This is a genomic window from Methylocaldum sp. RMAD-M (assembly GCF_017832375.1).
Lineage (GTDB): Bacteria > Pseudomonadota > Gammaproteobacteria > Methylococcales > Methylococcaceae > Methylocaldum.
In genome coordinates this window covers 146985-165534 of record NZ_JAFIBZ010000007.1, presented here as the reverse complement: position 1 = coordinate 165534, position 18550 = coordinate 146985, and the positions used below count along the sequence as shown (strand labels likewise).

Here is an 18550-nt window from a genome sequence, read left to right as displayed (position 1 = left end):
CGGACGCAGGGGGGGTGCGAAGCGCCTATCGGATCCGCGCCTTCCCCATTTCCGTGTGCGTTAGGGCGTTTAAAGTGACGGGCTCTTTCGTCCCTATCAGCTTTGCTCCCAAGGAAGCCCATGATAACGCCAGCCGCCGACGCTGCTACGATGTTTCTGTTCGTCGAGAGGGCCTTCGAAGCCTTGCTCGATATTCGTAAGATCCGAATAGCCTTCGGCTGCCAAGGCATTGGCGGCATCGAGCGAACGCTGCCCGCTGCGGCACAATAAGAAAATCGGGGTATCGGCGTTCGGAGCGATTTGGCGAACGCGATTCACGAAGTCCGGATTGGGCTTCCAGTCCGGCGCCCATTTCCACGGAATGTTGATGGCGCCGCACGGATGCCCGACATAGGAGAATTCCAAAGGATCGCGGACATCCAGCAGCACGGCACCGCTTTGTTCCCTGAAAGCATTCCACGCGTTGGGCGGAGTTAAGCTTTTTACAGACGACATCTTGGTACTCCTGAAGAGTTGATTCACGTGAGCAAGGTACCGCTACACGGCGCCTATGCCTTTTGCCCCACAAAAAAAGCCTCGTTGCGACTGCCTCGGTTCAAATCGCCGATTTGCCCTTCTTCCCGATAAAACACGAGTCTGAGGCTGCCAAACAGCCGAGGCAGTTCGTTCGTATCGAGAAGAAAAGCCGGATTTGTAGGCCCGATCCCGGCAGCTTTGTCTCGTGTGTAAGTCTGATAGAAGAGCAAGCCGCCGGGTTTCAGCGCCTTTGTAATAGCCAAGGTCAAAGACCGTTCCAAAAAGCGGCTGACGACGATGACGTCGAAGGATTCCGCCGTGGGAGGCAGCTCGACCACGTCTCTGGTCTCGGCGCGGAGACCCAGACCGAGCCGTCGGGCATGGACGTTCAGCCGGCTGATCGCCTCCGGAGAAATATCCCATGCCTGGGTCTCCAGCCCTCGCCGCGCCAGAAACAACGCGCTTCCTCCCAGCCCGCAAGCCAAGTCCAAGGCGGTTCCGGATTCAGGGAGAAGATGCGCATTATCCGCCAAAACCGGTGCCGGCTCGGGAATCGCGTCGCCGGCTCCCCGGTAGATCCGGTCCCATTTGTCTCGAATCGGAAACCCGTCGTCGGTCATAGATAATCTCCGGAATCAAACCGGTACATCGGTAGCTTGAAAGATTTGTTCGACCATGGGAATAAGTTTCTTGTCGAGTAGGAACATGATGACGTGATCACCCTCCTCGATCACCGTGTCGTGGTGAACCTGAATCACCTCGTCCCCCCTGACCAAGGCCCCCATCACCACGCCCGGCGGAATGTTGATCTTGTCGATGGGTATGCCGACCACCTTCGAGCTGCCGCGGCGCCCGTGGGCGACCGCTTCGATCGCTTCCGAGGCGCCATGCCGAAGGGAGTGGACCTGAACGATATCGCCGCGCCGAACATAACGCAGCAAGGCGCTGATGGTCGCCTGCTGCGGAGAAAGGACGAGGTCCACCAGTGAGGAATCGACGAGGTCCGCGTAAGCGCTCTTGTTCACCAGGCTGATCACCCGGCGGGCACCCAGGCGTTTGGCCAACATGGCGGACAAAATATTGGCTTCGTCGTCGTTGGTAATGGCGCAGAAAATATCGGTGTTCTCGATGTTTTCGCTGAGCAGAAGCTCCTTGTCCGAAGCATCGCCCGCCAATACCACCGTATTGCTCAGATCGGCGGCGATTTTCTGGGCGCGCTTATAATCCTTTTCTACGAGCTTGACCTGATAACGCCCCTCCAGCGCTTGAGCCACGCGCTTGCCGATGTGCCCGCCGCCGGCGAACATCAGTCGCTTGTAAGGCCGTTCGAGCTCTCTGAGCTCGCTCATGACCGCTTTGATTTCTTCGGATGATGCGGCGAAAAATACCTCGTCATCCGCCTGAATAATGGTTTTTCCGTTCGGGATGACAGGCAGGCCGTTTCGAAAAATTGCCGTGATGCGCGCATGGACATTCGGCATGTGCTGATGAAGCTCGCGAATTTCCCGCCCGACCAGCGGCCCGCCTTGATGGGCCCTGACCGACACCAGCCGGACGCGGCCCTCGGCAAAATCCAGGACCTGAGAGGCCCCCGGATACTTGAGCAGCCGCTCGATGAATTGCGTGATGATCTGTTCCGGGCTGATGACGACGTCGATAGGAATGGTCTCGGGGGAAAAAATGCCCGGATAGCTGAAATATTCGATGGCGCGGACCCGGGCGATCTTTCGCGGAATCTTGAACAGGATATCCGCCATCTGACAGGCCAGCATATTGGTTTCATCGTCGCTGGTGACGGCGATGAGCATATCGGCCTCATCCGCCCCGGCTCGCTTCAATACCGTGGGATGCGCCGCATTGCCCTGAACCGTGCCGATGTCGAACCGGTCTTGCAAATCCTTCAATAAGGCGGGCTGCGTATCGACCATGACGATATCGTTAGCCTCGCTCGCCAAGCTGGCGAGCACGCTGCTTCCGACCTGCCCGGCGCCAAGTATGATTATTTTCATTATCGAGAGCAGAAGTTAGAGAAACTAAGACAGGAAACGGCAAATTCGAGAGCCGCGATGCTATCGCTTTTCTCTGAATTTGATCCCAAGCGAATTGAGCTTGCGATACAAATGAGTACGCTCGAGGCCGATGGCATGTGAAAGACGGGCAACGCTGCCGCTGTATTTTTCCAGGTGATACTCGAGATAAGCCTTTTCGAACCGTTCGCGCGCCTCTTTGAGCGGCAGGTCATAAAAATCGGGCTGGCCCGCGGCTGGGCCGACTTCGCCCAAGGACTCGCCGAGCGCCGCCTTCACTTCGTCCAGCTCTACCTCTTCCCCGCTGCCCAGGATCAAGAGGCGCTGCACCAGATTCTTGAGCTCGCGGATATTGCCATGCCACGGATAATTCCGCAAAAAGTTCTGGACCGGAACGGGAAACTTCCGGAACGGCAATTTCTCCCGGCTCACGAAGTAATCCACATAAAACCGCAGCAGCTCGGGCACATCTTCGCTGTGTTCGCGCAAGGGCGGAACCTTGAGCGTGACGACGTTCAGCAGGTAATAGAGCTCGCGCCGGAAACGGCCGGCCCGCACCTCTTCTTCCAACGATTTTCGGGTCGATGCGACGATGCGGACATCCACGTTGATCAGTTCACTGCCGCCCACCCGCGAGAATGAACTCGATTCCAGCGCGCTGAGGAGGCGCAACTGCGTCTCCTCTTCCATATCGGCCACTTCGTCGAGGAATAACGTTCCGCCGTGCGCCTGCTCCAGCAATCCGTAGTGAATCCGGCCGTCTTCCATCCTGCCGAAAAATTCCACCGCCGAGAACTGCGGCGCGATCGTGCCTACGCCCACGTCCACGAAAGGGCCGTCGCGCCGCGCGCTGTTGGCATGAAGATAACGCGCCAGGGTTTCTTTCCCGGAACCGGGCTCGCCCACGAACAAGACGCGGGCGTCGTGCTGCGCCAAACGCTTGATCTGATCGCGGAGGCGCTCCATGGCGGCGCTCTTGCCGACAGGTTCTATCGGGATGTCCACCCGCCGCTTCAATCCGATGTTTTCCCGCTTGAGCCTGGCGTTTTCCAGGGCCCGCTCGACGGTAACCAGGAGTTTGGCCAGGGACAACGGCTTTTCAAGAAAATCGTACGCGCCCAGCCGGGTCGCTTCGACCGCGGTTTCAACCGTCGCGTGCCCGGACATCATGATGACAGGGCAAAGCTGGTCATCCCGGAGCCACTCTTTCAGCAGAGTGATGCCGTCCTCGTCCGGCATCCAGATATCCAGCAATATTAGATCCGGCATGCGTTCCGCCCAGAGCTTGCGCGCAACGCTCGCGTTCTCGGCCGCGGCAACCCGATAGCCCTCGTCCTCCAGAATCTCCTGGAGCAATTGGCGAATGTCCGGCTCGTCGTCCACCACCAAAATATTCGCTTTGACCACCGCTTATACCTCCATCGCTAGCCCGCGCACCGCAGCCGTTTCGGTTGCGATGGGCACTCGTATGATAAAGCGCGCGCCTTCACCGCGCCCCGAAACCAGCCGGATGCTTCCCCCATGCTCCTCGACAATCTTCTTTACAATGGCCAATCCCAAACCGGTACCCTTCGATTTAGTCGTTACATAAGGTTCGAAAATTCGGTCAGCCTGCTCGGGCGGAATACCGGGCCCGGAGTCGTGCAACTCGATTTCGACGTAATGATGACGGTTTTCCTCGATCAAACGCGTCTGAATGCCCATTTTACCCGACACCCCCGGTGCCATGGCTTCCTGCGCGTTCTTGATCATGTTGTGCAGAACCTGTCGAATTCTGATCGGATCGGCGTATATCGGAGGCAAAGTGGGCTCCAGATCGAGTTCGAACTCCAAACCGGATTGAGGCGGATAAAGCGCCACGACTTCCTCGATCAAAGCATCGATATCGATCCGTTGCAACTGGATAATGGATGGTTTGGCGTATTCGGAGAAGGCATTGACCATGGTCTTCATGGCCTCGACCTGTTGCACGATGGTACGGGTCGCGCGATCCAGAACCTCGGCTTCGGCCGTCTCCAGATTCTTGGACAGCTTGTGCTTGAGACGCTCGGCCGAAAGCTGAATCGGTGTGAGCGGATTTTTGATCTCGTGTGCCAGACGCTGAGCCACTTCGCTCCATGCCGCCTGACGCTGGGCCTGGATCAGTGCGGTGACATCGTCGAACACCACGACGGCACCTTGCGACTCACCGTCCGAACCGAATAGCGGCGTTCCGCGGCATAAGAGTTCCTGCCGGCCTTTGGGCCCGAGGAAGGGAATTTCTTCGCGCCAGACGCTATTTTCCTTTTCCAATCGATTTCCAACGATTTGCATCAAATCGGCCAGATGCGGCTGCGCTTCCGTCAGCTCGCCGATCGTAGCGCCGACGCTCTTGTCGAGTTCGGCGTGAAGAATGGCATTCGCGGCCTGATTGGCGGTCAGAAGCCGCATCGACTCGTCGAAACTCAACACGCCGGAGGAAAGGTTCGCCAATACGGTTTCCAGATAGGCGCGCTGGCGCTCAACCTCCTGCCGGGAATGCTGCGCCTCGTCTCTTGCCTGGGCGATCTTCTGCGTCATGGCGTTGAACGACTCGACCAAGAAGCCCAGCTCATCCTTGCGTTTTACCGGCAAGCGCTTCTCGTAATTGCCTTGGGCCACGGCTCTGGTGCCCTGGGCCAAATACCGGACCGGAGCCACGATGCGGCGGATGCTGAGAAACGCGGACCACATCGCGGCTAAAAGACTCAGAAGGAGTACCAGAGACAGGGTCAGGGAAAACGTCAGCTTCAATGACCCCCGCAGAAAGGTAAGCTCCTTGTAGTGAACATAAGCCGCCTCGACCGTTTTCGCGAGATCGGCCACACGCAACGGTACCGGATAAATGCCTTGAAGGTATTGCGCGTCATCCCCTGCGATGGATACGACCGCCCTGATTTGCAGGCCGTTTCCGACGTCGGGTTCGAGACCTACGTACGATTTGCCTTGCTTCACCTGCAACAAGACGCCCGTTTCCGGAAAGTCCGGAATGATTCTTCCGGTTTGGCTGCCGATAAAGCCCATGATGCGGCCTTGCTTGGAAAAAACGGTGAGCTCGCCGTCCTCGGCATGGCTGCGCAGCTCTGCCAAGCGAATAGGCACAAGACCTTCCGGCGAGCCTTCCAAGCCTTCCGCCATTTGCTCGGTTTGCTTCAAGACGGCTCGCATACGTTCGTCCAAAGCGGCTTGTCCCAGTTGCAGCGCATCCTCCATGGCCTGGTCGACGCGGACATCGAACCAACTGTCGATGCTCTGCTGAAGGAATTGCATGGAGTAATAAAAGACTATGGTGGCCGGGGCCAGGCTCAGCAGGGTGAACAGAAACACCATGCGGAGCGTGAGATTGGAACCGGCCGCCTTCCGCCTCAACTGTTTCAGCAGCCAGTAGACGTTGGCGCCCACCAATCCCAGAAGCAAAACCGATCCCAGCGAATTGATCAGCACCAGCCAGGAATACATCTTTCCGAGCTGGGACGCGTCTTGGGTCGCCGTACTCATCAAATGAAGCGATGCCAAGAGCGCCGAAAACAGCACCAGGATCGTTAAACTGAGCGGTGGCTTTAATCTGCGACGCGCCATCGGTACCAGGAACTCCCGAGATACCAGCTTGGGGAAACGTAGGCAATCGGACGCAAAGGAAGCGGCAAGGATTCTATATCCAGATCTACCGACAGGCTCGCTTCGTAGCTATTGCCCTCGACGATGCGATCGGCCGGCAGCATGAACCAGCCCCGGATCGCGCCCATGGCTTCCAGCAAGGCCGTCAGACTCGCAAAGCTTTCGGTATTCCCGCCCGCGTGAATGATCTGGAACGACCTCCCTAAGGGATGATAGAGAATCCGGAACTTATGGATTTCACTCAAGATCGTTTCATTTAACCAATAATGCCGCTGACGCTTGATCTTGAGCCGAACAGCCAAAGTCAGGGGAACTCCGTGTCTCAGGGCTTCGAGGGCGGACTCGCTGAAACGGTAGTCGATATCCGCGTTTAAAACGAAGTTGGTGCCGGACGGCACAAGCTCGGCGCGTATGATCCGAAATCCGTAATCCGCGCACACGGCATCGAAGGCCAGTAAAAGGCCGACAAGAAAGCTCCATTGACTCAGACGTTGGAGCACTAGCTGGTTTTCACTATGCGAGCGTAATAAAACCCATCCATTCCCTGATCGCCGGTCAATATCTGCCGGCCATGGCTTACCGCCTCCCCCCAAGTCGCCTCGATGGGCACTTCCCGTGCGTCGGAATGATTCTCGAGGAATTCGGCGATTCTCACTTCGTTTTCTTGCCGCAAGATGGAACACGTAGCGTAAAGCAGCAATCCGCCGGGCGCCAGCATCGGCCAAGCGGCATCCAAAATAAGCCGCTGCAAGTCCAGCAACCCGCCAATATCGGAAGGCTTACGCAATACCTTGATATCCGGATGACGCCGTATGACCCCGGTAGCGGAGCAAGGCGCATCCAACAAAATCCGGTCGAAAATCTGCCCGTCCCACCACGCTTCGGGATCCGTGGCATCGGCAGTCAGCACCCTGGCGTTCAGCCCGGCGCGCGCAAGATTATCGTGAATCCTGGCAACCCGCTCGGGGGAAATATCGACTGCAACCACTTCCTTCAAACCGGAACAGGTTTCGAGGACATGCATCAATTTACCGCCGGGAGCCGCGCACACATCGAGCACCCGCAAACCCGGCTTCAGCTCCAATAACGCAGCGGCTAACTGGGCGGCACTGTCCTGCACGGATACCCAACCCTCCGCGAACCCCGGCAGCCTCTCTACCGCCGTAGGGCCTTCCAACACTACGGCACTGTCGCCGACCGGGGAAGCATAGGCCGAAATGCCTGTCTGCGCCAATCGCTCCAGGTAAGCCGCCCGCGATATCGCCAGGCGGTTTACCCGCAAAACCATGGGAGGAGCGAGATTGTTTTGCCTCAGAACCTCGGTGTATCGACCCGGCCAGTCTCGCTGTATCTGCGAGGCCAACCACTCCGGGTGAGCTTCGGCAACGACTTTCTTTTCCTCAACCCGAGCTTCCAGCGTCGACTGCTCCCGAAGATAGGTGCGCAAAATCCCGTTCAGTAGCGGCTTCGCCCAGGCCTTCCGCCGTGCCGCCGATACCGTTTCGGCCACCGCCGCATGAGGCTTTACCCTAGTGTACTTGAGTTGATATAAGCCGAGCATGGCCAACATCCGGAGATCCAGGTCCTTGATCGGTTTCCGCGTCAGCAACCCGAGCAGATAATCCAGCCGCCAATACCAGCGCATGACGCCGTAGCACAGGGCTTGCACGAAAGCGCGGTCGTTTTCCCGTGGAATCTTGGGCAGGACGGATTCGAGTGCGTGCGTGAGGGTTTTCTGTTCTCCCACCACCTGAACGAGTACATCCGCCGCGAATACGCGTGAATTCGACTCCATCAGCCGAAGCGTTCCGATCTAACCGGATGCGCGTTCAGAAATGCCTGAGCCGTCATCCGCCTCCCTCCCGGAAGCTGAACTTCCAGCAGCCGGAGTACTCCGCTGCCGGTGGTGACATCCAGGGTCTTGCCGCGATCAAGAATCGTTCCCGGCTCTGCCCCCGCGGGTTCATCCAGGCTCTCAGCCCGCCAAATCCGTAAGATGTCTCCCCGGTAAAGTGTCTCGGCGACCGGCCAGGGATTGAATGCTCTGATCCGGCGCTCCAGGTCGATCGCCGCCATCGTCCAGTCCAAACGCGCCTCGTGCTTTTCCAGCTTCGCCGCATAGGTAACTTGGGTTTCGTCCTGAACCTCGGGCCGCACCGTCCCTGCTTCGATTTCGGGCAATATTTCCGCGAGCGCTTCCGCGCCGAGCCCGGCCAGGCGGTCGTGCAGTTCTCCAGCCGTTTCCAAGGGCGCGATCCTGCAGCTCTTCTTATGCAACATCGGGCCCGCGTCCAGACGCGGCTCCACGAACATGATGGTAATGCCGCTTACCTCGTCGCCGGCGAGGATGGCCCGCTGTATGGGCGCCGCGCCTCGCCACCGAGGCAGTAACGATGCGTGAACATTGACGCAACCTAGACGGGGAATCTCCAGAACCGCTTTGGGCAAGATGAGGCCGTAAGCCACCACCACCATCAAATCAGCATCATGAGACCTGAGCCGCTCCTGTTCCTCGGGGTCCTTCAGCGTGGTCGGCTGAAAGATGGGTATACCGTGAGACTGTGCCAACTGCTTCACCGGACTCGGCTTGAGCTTCTGGCCCCGGCCCGCCGGGCGATCGGGCTGGGTATAGACCGCACAGACATCATGCGGCCCCTCCAATAGCATCTCGAGGGTAGGAACGGCAAACTCCGGTGTGCCGGCGAAAACGATCTTCATAAGATGGAAGTGGCGAATTGCAAAGACGCAGCTACGTGCCGCTGCGTAAACCAAAAGAAGGACCCTCTCCGCCCGGAGCGAATCCTACTCCCCCGAAGTATCGGGAGACTTGAAATCAGACGACTGCCCGTGTTTTCTGCGGCTGCTGTGAGGTCCGCTGCCGCTGATCCTTTTTCAGTTTCTTACGGATAAGCTGGCGTTTCAACGGCGAGAGATAATCGACGAACAACTTTCCATCCAGATGGTCGATCTCGTGCTGGATGCAGACTGCGAGGAGGCCATCGGTTTCAAGTTCGAAAGCATCGCCATTGCGGTCCAATGCACGAATCTTGACCGTCTCGGCGCGAGTTACCTTTTCGAAAACACCGGGAACCGACAAGCAACCCTCATCCATTTCCTCGCTCCCGTCCTTCTCCACGATCTCGGGGTTGATCAGGCAAACCGGGGTGTTCTTTTCCTCGGACACATCGATGACCACGATGCGTTTTTGGACGTTGACCTGCGTTGCGGCAAGACCTACGCCGGGAGCGGCGTACATCGTTTCGAACATGTCGTCCACAAGCCGCTTGATCGACTCGTCGACCACGGGCACGGGAACCGCTTTCTTGCGGAGCCGGTCATCGGGAAATTCAAGAATGGTTAAGATGGCCATAACGTTTATCGTGGACGCTGAATACCTAAGTCAATGGAATTCTAACGAAATTCAACTAGACTTTGAACGCCGTTCCTTAAGACTCGATTGGTTTTTGAAAGTTGCACATGCCTTATCGCGAACAAATTCTTGCAGTGAGTCCAGCGCTTCCCACACTCGAATGGCCGCGCCATGCGTGATGAGCAGGAGACAAGATGACGCTTCGAATCATTATCGGTATTGCCTTATCGTTCGTCGTCGGCACGGTGTCGGCCGATCACATTCAGCTAAATCCGAATCATCCGGACCGATACACCGTAGTCCAGGGAGACACGCTATGGGGCATCTCCGGTAAGTTCTTGAGCAAGCCCTGGCAGTGGCCGGAAATTTGGCAAAACAACCCCCAAATCGCAAATCCGCATCTTATTTATCCGGGCGACGTGATCGCCCTGAGCTACGTAAACGGCGAGCCCCGCCTGCAAATCGAAACGCCGTCCGAAGTACGCCTGAGCCCGGAAGTTCGAGTCAGCCCGATCGCCCGAGCTGTGCCGCTTATCCCCATGGACGCGATCCGTCAGTTTCTGAGTAGACCCAGGGTCGTCAACAAGCGCGAATTACAGGATGCGCCATATATCGTGGCGTTTGTCGACGAGCATATCGTGGGAGGGATCGGCGACGGGATTTACGTGCGTGCGGTCGAAGACGGCACGAACCAGGCATTTACCTTGTTCAGACCGGGCCCGGCCTACCAGGACCCAGTCACCGGCGACATTCTCGGCTATGAAGCGATCTACGTAGCCGACGCCCAACTGCAACGTATCGGCGACCCGGCAACACTGGTGTTGACCCGCGCCCAGCGCGAAGCCATTATCGGCGACCGGCTCATGCCGGTCGAGCAAGAAAAAATCGAGCTTTATTTCCAGCCACGTGCGCCCGAGCAAGATATCGAAGCCCATATCATCAGTGTCTTGGATGGGGTCTCGCAGATCGGCCAATACCAGGTCGTGGTGATCGACAAAGGAACCGCCGACGGCATCGAAACCGGACACGTTCTCGACATTTATCAAAGCGCACGTCCGATACGGGATATCGTAAGCCAGAGACCCGGCGAAACCGTGGCCTTGCCCGACGAACACGCCGGCTTGTTGATGATCTTCCGCCCCTTCGAACGCGTCAGTTATGCGCTGGTCATGAACGCAACACGTGCGATACACGTGTCAGACATTGCTGCAACCCCTTGACGACAGGCTGCTCCGCGGAAAGCTTAGAAGACCTGCGCTACTGGCTGGCACTGCATCGAGCACCGCTCATCGGAAGCCGGCGGTTCTGCGCCATTCTCGCCCATTTCCACAGTCCTAGAATCCTCTTCGAAACCAAGGCGGCTGATCTAGCCGCCTTAGGTCTTAAAGAAGAAACCATCGTCTATCTCTGCCATCCGGATTGGCTGGCCGTGGAAGCCGATTTGCAATGGCTGAGTGCGTCGGGCCACGATTGCCTCACGCTGCACGATCCTCGATATCCCGCGCTGCTGCGCGAAATATCCGATCCGCCCCCGCTGATCTTCGTTAAAGGGGACGTTTCGGCCCTTTCATTTCGCCAGATTGCAGTTGTCGGCAGCAGAAATCCGTCGCCGTCCGGTCGGCGGATTGCGCGAGAAATCGCATCGGGCTTAGTCTCCGCTGGCTTTGCTGTCACCAGCGGGCTGGCATTGGGGATCGATGCCGCCGGGCATTCCGGAGCGCTCGAAGCGGGCGGTGTTACCATAGCCGTCGCCGCCACGGGATTGGACCGAGTATATCCGTACCGTCATCAGAATCTGGCACACGAAATCATCGCCCAGAACGGAGCCTTGGTATCCGAATTCCCTCCCGGAACCGGCCCCAAGGCCGATCATTTCCCCCGTCGGAATCGTATTATCAGCGGCCTTTCCTTGGGTACCCTGGTCGTCGAAGCCGCGCCGCGGTCCGGATCCTTGATCACTGCACGTCTCGCAGCCGAACAGGGACGCGAGGTCTTCGCCGTACCCGGCTCGATTTACAATCCGCTTTCCCGCGGTTGCAACGAATTGATAAAAAACGGAGCAAAACTGATCCAAACGGTTGAGGATATCGTCGAGGAATTCGAGGCGCGATTATCCGTCCAAGCCTACAAACCTTCGTTCAAAACCGATTCGGACGACAACCAACCCCATATGGAACTCTTGAAATATATTGCGTACGACCCAACCTCTGTGGATACTCTAGTGGCAGCCACAGGAAAAACGCCGGAAGCTATCGCCTCGATGCTTTTAATGTTGGAACTGCAAGGTCATGTTGCCTCTACACCCGGAGGATGCTACTTCCGGACCCAGTAAATTTCCTAGCCGTTGCGCATCCCTTAGTTGAGACCACTCAATGAAAGAAAACGTATTCGATGTCCTAATTTATCTTTTCGAAAACTATATGGATGATGATGTCGAGCTCACACCCGATCCCGACATGATTCGCACCGAACTTTTGGAGGCGGGATTCCCTCAAACCGAAATCAATAAAGCCTTTGAGTGGCTAGAATCGTTGGCCGAGCATAATGCGATCAAGCCTGTTTCCTCGCCGGCATTTCGTATCTTTTCCGCCCAGGAAACGGCTAAGCTCGATGCCGAATGCCGTGGTCTCCTGATGTTTCTGGAACAAAGCGGAATCCTTACGCCGGCAAGCCGCGAACTGGTCATCGACCGTGTCATGGCATTCAACGAAGAAGCCATCTCTCTGGAAAACCTGAAGTGGGTTGTGCTTATGGTACTTTTCAGCCAACCCAACGAAGAAATCGCTTTCGCGCGCATGGAAAATCTCGTCTACGAGAGCCTGCCTAATTATCTGCATTGATACATCACCCGTTTCTCCATTTCTTCTCCGCAGAAGAAACCGGAGAATCGTTTATTCTTAAACGCAAATAGCTCGCACCTTATTAACTCCGATGAGCCAAAACCTGGTCATTGTTGAATCACCAGCAAAAGCCAAGACCATTGAAAAATATCTCGGCCGAGATTTTCAGGTCTATGCATCCTATGGCCATGTCCGTGACCTTGTTCCCAAAGAAGGAGCAGTAGATCCCGATCATGATTTCGCGATGAAGTATGAACTCATCGAGAGAAACGAGAAGCACGTACAAACCATCGCCAAAGCTGCTCAGAAAGCTGACGCCTTGTTCCTCGCGACCGACCCGGACCGCGAAGGCGAGGCCATTTCGTGGCATATCTACGAGATCCTGAAAAACCGCAAGGTGCTCGACAATAAACCGGTACACCGTGTCGTTTTCCATGAAATCACCAAGCGCGCCATTACCGAGGCGATCAAACACCCCAAAGCGCTCTCTACCGACCTGATCAATGCGCAGCAGGCGCGCCGTGCACTGGATTATCTGGTCGGCTTTAAGCTGTCGCCCTTGCTGTGGAAAAAGATTCGGCGAGGCCTATCCGCCGGACGGGTGCAAAGCCCGGCACTCCGGATGATTGTCGAGCGCGAGATCGAAATCGAGAACTTCCAGATTCGGGAATATTGGACTCTCGATGCCGACGCCAGCACCGAGGGGCAGAAGTTCCGCGCCCGGCTCATCAACCTGAACGGCGCGAAGCTGGAACAGTTCAGCATCGTCACTGAAGAACAGGCGAGCCAGATTAGGAACTCGCTGCTTGCGGAGGCCAACGGCAAGCTCCGGGTGGTGAAGATTGAGGAGAAAGAGCGCAAAAAGAATCCCGCGGCACCGTTCATTACCTCCACTTTGCAGCAGGAAGCGGCTCGCAAGCTGGGGTTCACCACCAAGCGCACCATGGCAATCGCCCAACAGCTTTACGAAGGTATCGACCTGGGGGGCGAAACCACCGGGCTGATCACCTACATGCGTACCGATTCGGTCAATCTCGCCAATGAAGCGGTACAGGAAATTCGTGAGCTGATCGCGTCCCGGTTCGGCAAAGAAAACCTACCCAAGCAGCCGCCTCTATACAAAACCAAGAGCAAGAACGCTCAGGAAGCCCACGAAGCCATTCGGCCCACATCGGCTTTTCGGCTGCCGGAACAAGTCAAGCCTTATCTCAGTCCCGAGCAATACAAGCTTTACAACCTGATCTGGAAGCGGACCGTCGCTTGCCAGATGATTCACGCCACCATCAAAACGGTCTCGGTCGACCTATCCTGCGGCACGATGGGCGTATTTCGCGCAACAGGCTCGACGGTGGTGAATCCGGGCTTTATGAGCGTCTACCTCGAAGGCAGGGACGACGTATCCACCGAAGACGACGAAAGTTTATTGCCCGCGCTGAAAGAAGGCCAATGGGTCGATCTGCTCGATATCGTCACCGCTCAGCACTTCACCGAACCGCCGCCGCGCTATACGGAAGCAAGCCTGGTCAAGGCGTTGGAGGAGTACGGCATCGGCCGGCCGTCGACTTACGCGGCCATTATCTCGACCCTGCAGCAGCGTCATTACGTCGTGCTGGAAAACAAGCGGTTCCATCCGACGGACGTGGGGCGCATCGTCAACAAATTCTTGACGGAGCACTTCACCCAATACGTCGACTACAACTTCACCGCCAATTTGGAAGACGATCTGGACGCCGTCTCGCGCGGCGAAAGAAATTGGATTCCGCTGATGCGCGAGTTTTGGTATCCGTTCAAGTCGCTGATCGATGCCAAGGATGAAAGCTTGAGACGCGCGGACGTTACTCACGAATCGCTAGACGAAGCATGTCCCGAATGCGGCGGACAGCTATCCATACGCCTCGGACGTAACGGCCGCTTCATCGGCTGTACCAATTATCCCGAGTGCAAATACACCCGCAACATCAACGGGGAAGCCGCGCCCGCCGCGCCGGAAGTCGTGGAAGGAAAGGTCTGCCCCGAATGCTCCTCGCCGCTGGTCATCAAGACCGGTCGGTTCGGGAAGTTCATAGGCTGCAGCAATTATCCCAAGTGCAAGCATATCGAACCGCTCGAAAAACCGGAGAACACCGGGGTACGTTGTCCTGAATGCAATAAGGGCCAATTGATCAAGCGGAAGTCGCGCTTCGGAAAATTATTCTTCTCCTGCAATACCTATCCCAGTTGCACCTACGCCGTCTGGAACCCGCCTGTCGCAGAGCCCTGCCCCAACTGCGGCTGGCCGATCCTGACGCTGAAAGTCACCAAGCGGCGCGGCACGGAAAAAGTCTGTCCTCGCAAGGAATGCGGCTATGCGGCGCCTTACGAAGGCGAACCGCTGGCCGAATCCGCAACCTAGCGTTTTCGACCGCGGGCCAAGGAAAAAATGCTCTCGCCGTTTCGTCTGAGGCTCGCGGCGAGTCACCTGCGTCGCGGAGGCATTATCGCCTATCCGACCGAGGGCGTGTACGGACTCGGCTGCGACCCTCTCGACCAAGATGCGGTACGCCGGCTCCTGGCTTTAAAGGAACGACCCTCGGCGAAAGGACTGATCCTCATTGCCGCAGAATTCGATCAGATCGAACCTTATCTCGACATCCCGACCGAATTTATGCGGAGCCGACTCTTGGCGACCTGGCCCGGACCGGTCACCTGGATCGTTCCCGCTGCTAGCTGGGTACCGGCTTGGCTCCGAGGCGAACACGCGACGCTGGCCGTCCGCGTCACGGCTCATCCCGATGCGGCCGCCCTATGCCGCGCTTTCGGCGGACCGATCATATCGACCAGCGCCAACAAAAGCGGCCGGCCGCCAGCCCGTACGCCGATATCGGCTCGCAAGCATTTCTCTACCGGGCGCGTCCTGATCTTCCCCGGACGACTCGGAGGACTGCGCGGTCCAACGGCCATCTATGATGCATCGACTGGCGTTCGGCTACGCTAAGTGGCAAGTCGAAACCGTTTTAGCTTGACACGCCGACCTCTCATCCATAGCATTCCAGCGTTTTGCAGGACTCTGCCGCAGCGAGAGCAATTTCATCCTTAATGAGCATATTGACTACGTCACAGATCACAACGACAGCTTCGCAAAACCCAAAAACAGCCTTTACAAGTATCCGCTGTTTGGTAGAAGAAGAAACGTCGGCTGTCGACCGACTCATTCTTCGCGAGCTCAGTTCCGATGTATTGCTTATCAATCAGATCGGCCGATACATCGTAAACAGCGGCGGCAAACGACTGCGCCCGATGCTGTTGCTGCTGGTCTCCAAGGCTCTCCAATATCAAGGGCAGCAACACATCACCCTTGCAGCAGTCATCGAATTCATTCACACGGCTACCCTCCTCCACGACGACGTGGTCGACGAATCGACCCTGCGCCGTGGGCGAAATACCGTCAATGCGCTTTGGGGAAACTCGGCCAGCGTTCTAGTCGGCGACTACTTGTATTCCCGCTCGTTCGAATTGATGGTGAGCGTGCAGGACCTCCGCATCATGGAGATCCTCTCCCGCACCACCACAGCCATCGCCGAGGGCGAGGTGTTGCAGCTTCTCAATTGCAATAATCCCGCAACAACCGAACACAAGTACCTCGAAGTCATCTCTCGCAAGACCGCAATCTTGTTCAGCGCCGCAGCACAATTGGCCGCTGTGCTAACGGGAGCGCCCGAGTCCACCGAATTGGCGCTGAAGGACTATGGCCTTCACCTCGGCATTGCGTTTCAGTTGATCGACGATGCCCTGGATTACATGGCGAATCCCGAAGAGCTCGGAAAAAATCTCGGTGATGACCTGGCCGAAGGCAAACCGACGCTGCCTCTGATCTATGCCATCGAGCACGGCAATGCATCGCAGGCCGCCGCACTTCGGGACGCTATCGAGAACGGCAACCGCGATGCGTTCCGCGAAGTTTACGAAATCGTTGAATCTACGGACGCAATCGCGTACACTGCACGGCGCGCTAGGGAAGAAGCAAACAAAGCGGTCGAACTGCTCAATGCACTTCCCGCATCAGACTACAAGGACGCACTCGTTCAGCTGGCCCACTTATCGGTCGAACGAAGCTATTAAAATCCAATTTCCGGGGTGTAGCTCAGCCTGGTAGAGCACTGCTTTCGGGAGGCAGTGGCCGGAGGTTCGAATCCTCTCACCCCGACCAATTTAATCAATTGGTTATCCCGTCTTCTCCTACTCGATCAAAGTCACAGCATGGCCAGATCGTGACCGATCTCCTTCAAGGGCCTTCACCGCAGCCCTGACATTCTCCGGCGAAAGATGGCCATAACGCATCGTTACCCGGATGTCTGAATGCCGTAGGAGTTCCGCTACCTCCCGGATCTAAACTCCAGCCTGAACCAAGCAGGCCGCACAGGTGTGACGCAGGTCATGCGGATGAAAGTCCTCGATTCCCGCCTTTTATAAGCCCCTTCGAATCCCTTCCGTATCGAGCCAAGCCGCGTTCCGTCCGGTGAGCGAAAAACCAGGGCGAAGCCGGGCAGTGCGTAGCTCTGAACCGTGCTCGCGATAGGATCGCTTCCCGTACTTCCCGATTCAGCGGCACACTCTCGCCTCTTCCATTCTTCTGGTTTGTTGCTTGGAGGTAGGCCTGGGACCGAGCCAGGCCTACCTCCAAGCAACAAACCAAAAACTCGCCCAACGGGGAGCGTGGGGAACCGGTCGCACGACCGCGCGGTTCTGCGCCTTATCTGCAGCGACCGAAGGAATCCGTCATCCTTGAACGGCCCGCCGCACCAGGCTTTCCGATCCTAAGAAGCCCGGCTGGGCGATCTCTTGGAACAACCGCCGGGCGTTATGGATACCCGTTCCGCCAGCGCTGCGGCAAGTGCGGCCGGAGCGGATCAATGAGGCCGGGGACCGGCGCCCGCTCTGGAATGCCTTCGGCCCGTAGGAAACGCCGTACGATAATGCACTCAAGATCGAAATGGTGGGCAATCGCCCGAAACGACCAGCTTTGTTGCCTCAGGTTCACGACCGCTTCATGACGAGCCAGGCGGTAGGTCCGATGGTCGGCCCGCGCGCGTTCGGCGCGCATCAGCGCAGAGGTGGTGCAGTGGCAATTGGATTCAGTGGTGGCCACATTACCGCGTCCGTGGCCTCCTGCAAGGCCCAGTGATGACGGCTCAACAATCCACTGGTGCAGCACCGTCAGCGTACTCTCCTACTGCCGTATAGAATCGTCTCCTCAGCCGATCACCCGGCGTCGTTAGAATGTAAATGCGGCTATAGCACCAAGGCCTGTTAACACAACCTGAGTACTTCGATGAAAGGCGAAATGAATAACCGCCGCAAATATCAGGTCCAGATTATCGAAGCGAGAGAAGAATCGGCGAAACCCTTTGAGTCGATGGACCAAACCAGACCTTTTTGCGCGTGCGGAACGTCGCGAGGTAGTACTCCTAGGGCGGCAAGCGGTCGCATTGAGCGTAACGAACCTAGGTACTCAGATCGAGCGCGAGTTGAAGGATTTCGTCGCCTGCGCTGGCGCGGTCCATGATGAGGCAGCGGGAGACCGGTGGAGCCCTCGAACCCGACAGCACTGGACGATCTTTCGGGATATCATGGGCATAGCCGGAAGAGAGGGCAAAGGTTATAGCACAGCATTCATTCGCGGCAACCACACGAATTTTGGTGCTCCATCGGGCGCGCGGCTTGCCAACGGCTTGGCGGCCGTTTTCCTTAATGCGCCGGTGCCATCCGTATGTATCTCGATGACCGTACTATCCAACGGCACCGCTTCGATCTTGACCGGAACAATTTCGATTTTGATCTGAATGATCTGCTGGTGCTGCAATTGCTCGAACACCCGGTCGAGCACGCCGCTTTTGGCCCAGCGCATCATGCGGGTATACACGGTGTGCCAGGGGCCAAAGCGCGGCGGCAAGCTGCGCCACGTGCAGTCATGTTTGGCGACATACAAGATCGCATTGAGCACCTGGAGATTCGAGAGACGCACATTACCGCGCTGGCGCGGCAGACAGTGGGCGATTTGTTGATATTGAGATTCACTGAGCTCCATGCGCGAAGTCTAACAGACATTGTGTTAACATGGCCTAAACCACATTCGGTGGGTGGATATTAACGGATCATCATATGGCGGTTCGCGACAGCCCCGC

General features: G+C 57.1%; 16 protein-coding genes, 1 tRNA gene and 1 pseudogene. 7 read left to right on the top strand and 11 right to left on the bottom strand.

Translation table 11 applies throughout. From position 1 onward, the window contains the following. Positions 1-96 precede the first annotated feature (96 nt). The 9 genes from JOD69_RS09705 to def form a co-directional block, all read right to left on the bottom strand. Positions 97-495 carry a rhodanese-like domain-containing protein gene (locus tag JOD69_RS09705; RefSeq protein ID WP_077731596.1) on the bottom strand — a complete coding sequence of 133 codons (399 nt, stop codon included), beginning with the start codon at positions 493-495 and terminating at the stop codon, positions 97-99. A 53-nt stretch (positions 496-548) separates the two neighbouring features. After that, a complete protein-coding gene (locus JOD69_RS09700) occupies positions 549-1136 on the bottom strand; it encodes a class I SAM-dependent methyltransferase (RefSeq protein WP_086135540.1) in 588 nt (195 codons plus the stop codon). Between the two features lie 15 nt (positions 1137-1151). Beyond that, on the bottom strand, positions 1152-2525 hold the full coding sequence (gene trkA, locus JOD69_RS09695) for a Trk system potassium transporter TrkA (RefSeq protein WP_077731598.1): 1374 nt from the start codon (positions 2523-2525) through the stop codon (positions 1152-1154). Between the two features lie 60 nt (positions 2526-2585). After that, positions 2586-3950, bottom strand: coding sequence for a sigma-54 dependent transcriptional regulator (locus JOD69_RS09690; protein ID WP_086135541.1), 1365 nt, complete (start codon positions 3948-3950; stop codon positions 2586-2588). 3 nt (positions 3951-3953) lie between these two features. Continuing rightward, positions 3954-6140 (bottom strand): ATP-binding protein, encoded by a 2187-nt coding sequence (locus JOD69_RS09685; protein ID WP_077731600.1) that lies wholly within the window; start codon positions 6138-6140, stop codon positions 3954-3956. After that, entirely contained in the window at positions 6122-6679 is a 558-nt protein-coding gene (locus tag JOD69_RS09680) for a DUF4390 domain-containing protein (RefSeq protein ID WP_077731601.1), read from the bottom strand. The genes JOD69_RS09685 and JOD69_RS09680 overlap by 19 nt, the downstream gene beginning before the upstream one ends. Further along, positions 6679-7974: a 16S rRNA (cytosine(967)-C(5))-methyltransferase RsmB gene (gene rsmB, locus JOD69_RS09675; RefSeq protein ID WP_086135543.1), complete on the bottom strand. Its 1296-nt coding sequence runs from the start codon at positions 7972-7974 to the stop codon at positions 6679-6681. The genes JOD69_RS09680 and rsmB overlap by 1 nt, the downstream gene beginning before the upstream one ends. Next, positions 7974-8897, bottom strand: coding sequence for a methionyl-tRNA formyltransferase (fmt, locus tag JOD69_RS09670; protein ID WP_086135544.1), 924 nt, complete (start codon positions 8895-8897; stop codon positions 7974-7976). Before fmt ends, rsmB begins: the two co-directional genes overlap by 1 nt. Before the next feature lie 115 nt (positions 8898-9012). Then, the gene (def, locus tag JOD69_RS09665; protein WP_077731604.1) at positions 9013-9549 is read right to left on the bottom strand and encodes a peptide deformylase; all 537 of its coding nucleotides are present in this window, start codon (positions 9547-9549) and stop codon (positions 9013-9015) included. A 194-nt stretch (positions 9550-9743) separates the two neighbouring features. Here def and JOD69_RS09660 point away from each other — a divergent pair, with 194 nt between their 5' ends. The 7 genes from JOD69_RS09660 to JOD69_RS09630 all read left to right on the top strand — a co-directional run bounded on the left by JOD69_RS09660 (position 9744) and on the right by JOD69_RS09630 (position 16575). Further along, positions 9744-10769 (top strand): LysM domain-containing protein, encoded by a 1026-nt coding sequence (locus JOD69_RS09660; protein ID WP_077731605.1) that lies wholly within the window; start codon positions 9744-9746, stop codon positions 10767-10769. Beyond that, entirely contained in the window at positions 10766-11881 is a 1116-nt protein-coding gene (gene dprA, locus JOD69_RS09655) for a DNA-processing protein DprA (protein ID WP_077731606.1), read from the top strand. Before JOD69_RS09660 ends, dprA begins: the two co-directional genes overlap by 4 nt. Before the next feature lie 40 nt (positions 11882-11921). Beyond that, positions 11922-12389, top strand: coding sequence for a DUF494 domain-containing protein (locus JOD69_RS09650; RefSeq protein ID WP_077731607.1), 468 nt, complete (start codon positions 11922-11924; stop codon positions 12387-12389). A 91-nt stretch (positions 12390-12480) separates the two neighbouring features. Continuing rightward, the gene (gene topA, locus JOD69_RS09645; protein ID WP_077731608.1) at positions 12481-14781 is read left to right on the top strand and encodes a type I DNA topoisomerase; all 2301 of its coding nucleotides are present in this window, start codon (positions 12481-12483) and stop codon (positions 14779-14781) included. A gap of 27 nt (positions 14782-14808) precedes the next feature. Further along, positions 14809-15363, top strand: coding sequence for a Sua5/YciO/YrdC/YwlC family protein (locus JOD69_RS09640; protein ID WP_086135545.1), 555 nt, complete (start codon positions 14809-14811; stop codon positions 15361-15363). A gap of 101 nt (positions 15364-15464) precedes the next feature. Next, positions 15465-16487: an octaprenyl diphosphate synthase gene (gene ispB / locus JOD69_RS09635; protein WP_077731610.1), complete on the top strand. Its 1023-nt coding sequence runs from the start codon at positions 15465-15467 to the stop codon at positions 16485-16487. 11 nt (positions 16488-16498) lie between these two features. Next, positions 16499-16575, top strand: a tRNA-Pro gene (locus JOD69_RS09630). Between the two features lie 651 nt (positions 16576-17226). Here the strand turns inward: JOD69_RS09630 and JOD69_RS09625 are convergent. Continuing rightward, a complete protein-coding gene (locus JOD69_RS09625; protein WP_139841170.1) occupies positions 17227-17514 on the bottom strand; it encodes a hypothetical protein in 288 nt (95 codons plus the stop codon). Between the two features lie 126 nt (positions 17515-17640). Further along, positions 17641-18453 (bottom strand): annotated as a pseudogene (locus tag JOD69_RS09620) (IS5 family transposase). Between the last annotated feature and the right edge of the window lie 97 nt (positions 18454-18550).

Coding starts and splice junctions, on each gene's coding strand:
- JOD69_RS09660 (WP_077731605.1), top strand. CDS start 9,744: ATGACGCTTCGAATCATTATCGGTATTGCCTTATCGTTCGTCGTCGGC.
- JOD69_RS09705 (WP_077731596.1), bottom strand. CDS start 495: ATGTCGTCTGTAAAAAGCTTAACTCCGCCCAACGCGTGGAATGCTTTC.
- fmt (WP_086135544.1), bottom strand. CDS start 8,897: ATGAAGATCGTTTTCGCCGGCACACCGGAGTTTGCCGTTCCTACCCTC.
- JOD69_RS09640 (WP_086135545.1), top strand. CDS start 14,809: ATGCTCTCGCCGTTTCGTCTGAGGCTCGCGGCGAGTCACCTGCGTCGC.
- topA (WP_077731608.1), top strand. CDS start 12,481: ATGAGCCAAAACCTGGTCATTGTTGAATCACCAGCAAAAGCCAAGACC.
- rsmB (WP_086135543.1), bottom strand. CDS start 7,974: ATGGAGTCGAATTCACGCGTATTCGCGGCGGATGTACTCGTTCAGGTG.
- def (WP_077731604.1), bottom strand. CDS start 9,549: ATGGCCATCTTAACCATTCTTGAATTTCCCGATGACCGGCTCCGCAAG.
- JOD69_RS09685 (WP_077731600.1), bottom strand. CDS start 6,140: ATGGCGCGTCGCAGATTAAAGCCACCGCTCAGTTTAACGATCCTGGTG.
- ispB (WP_077731610.1), top strand. CDS start 15,465: ATGAGCATATTGACTACGTCACAGATCACAACGACAGCTTCGCAAAAC.
- trkA (WP_077731598.1), bottom strand. CDS start 2,525: ATGAAAATAATCATACTTGGCGCCGGGCAGGTCGGAAGCAGCGTGCTC.
- JOD69_RS09700 (WP_086135540.1), bottom strand. CDS start 1,136: ATGACCGACGACGGGTTTCCGATTCGAGACAAATGGGACCGGATCTAC.
- JOD69_RS09650 (WP_077731607.1), top strand. CDS start 11,922: ATGAAAGAAAACGTATTCGATGTCCTAATTTATCTTTTCGAAAACTAT.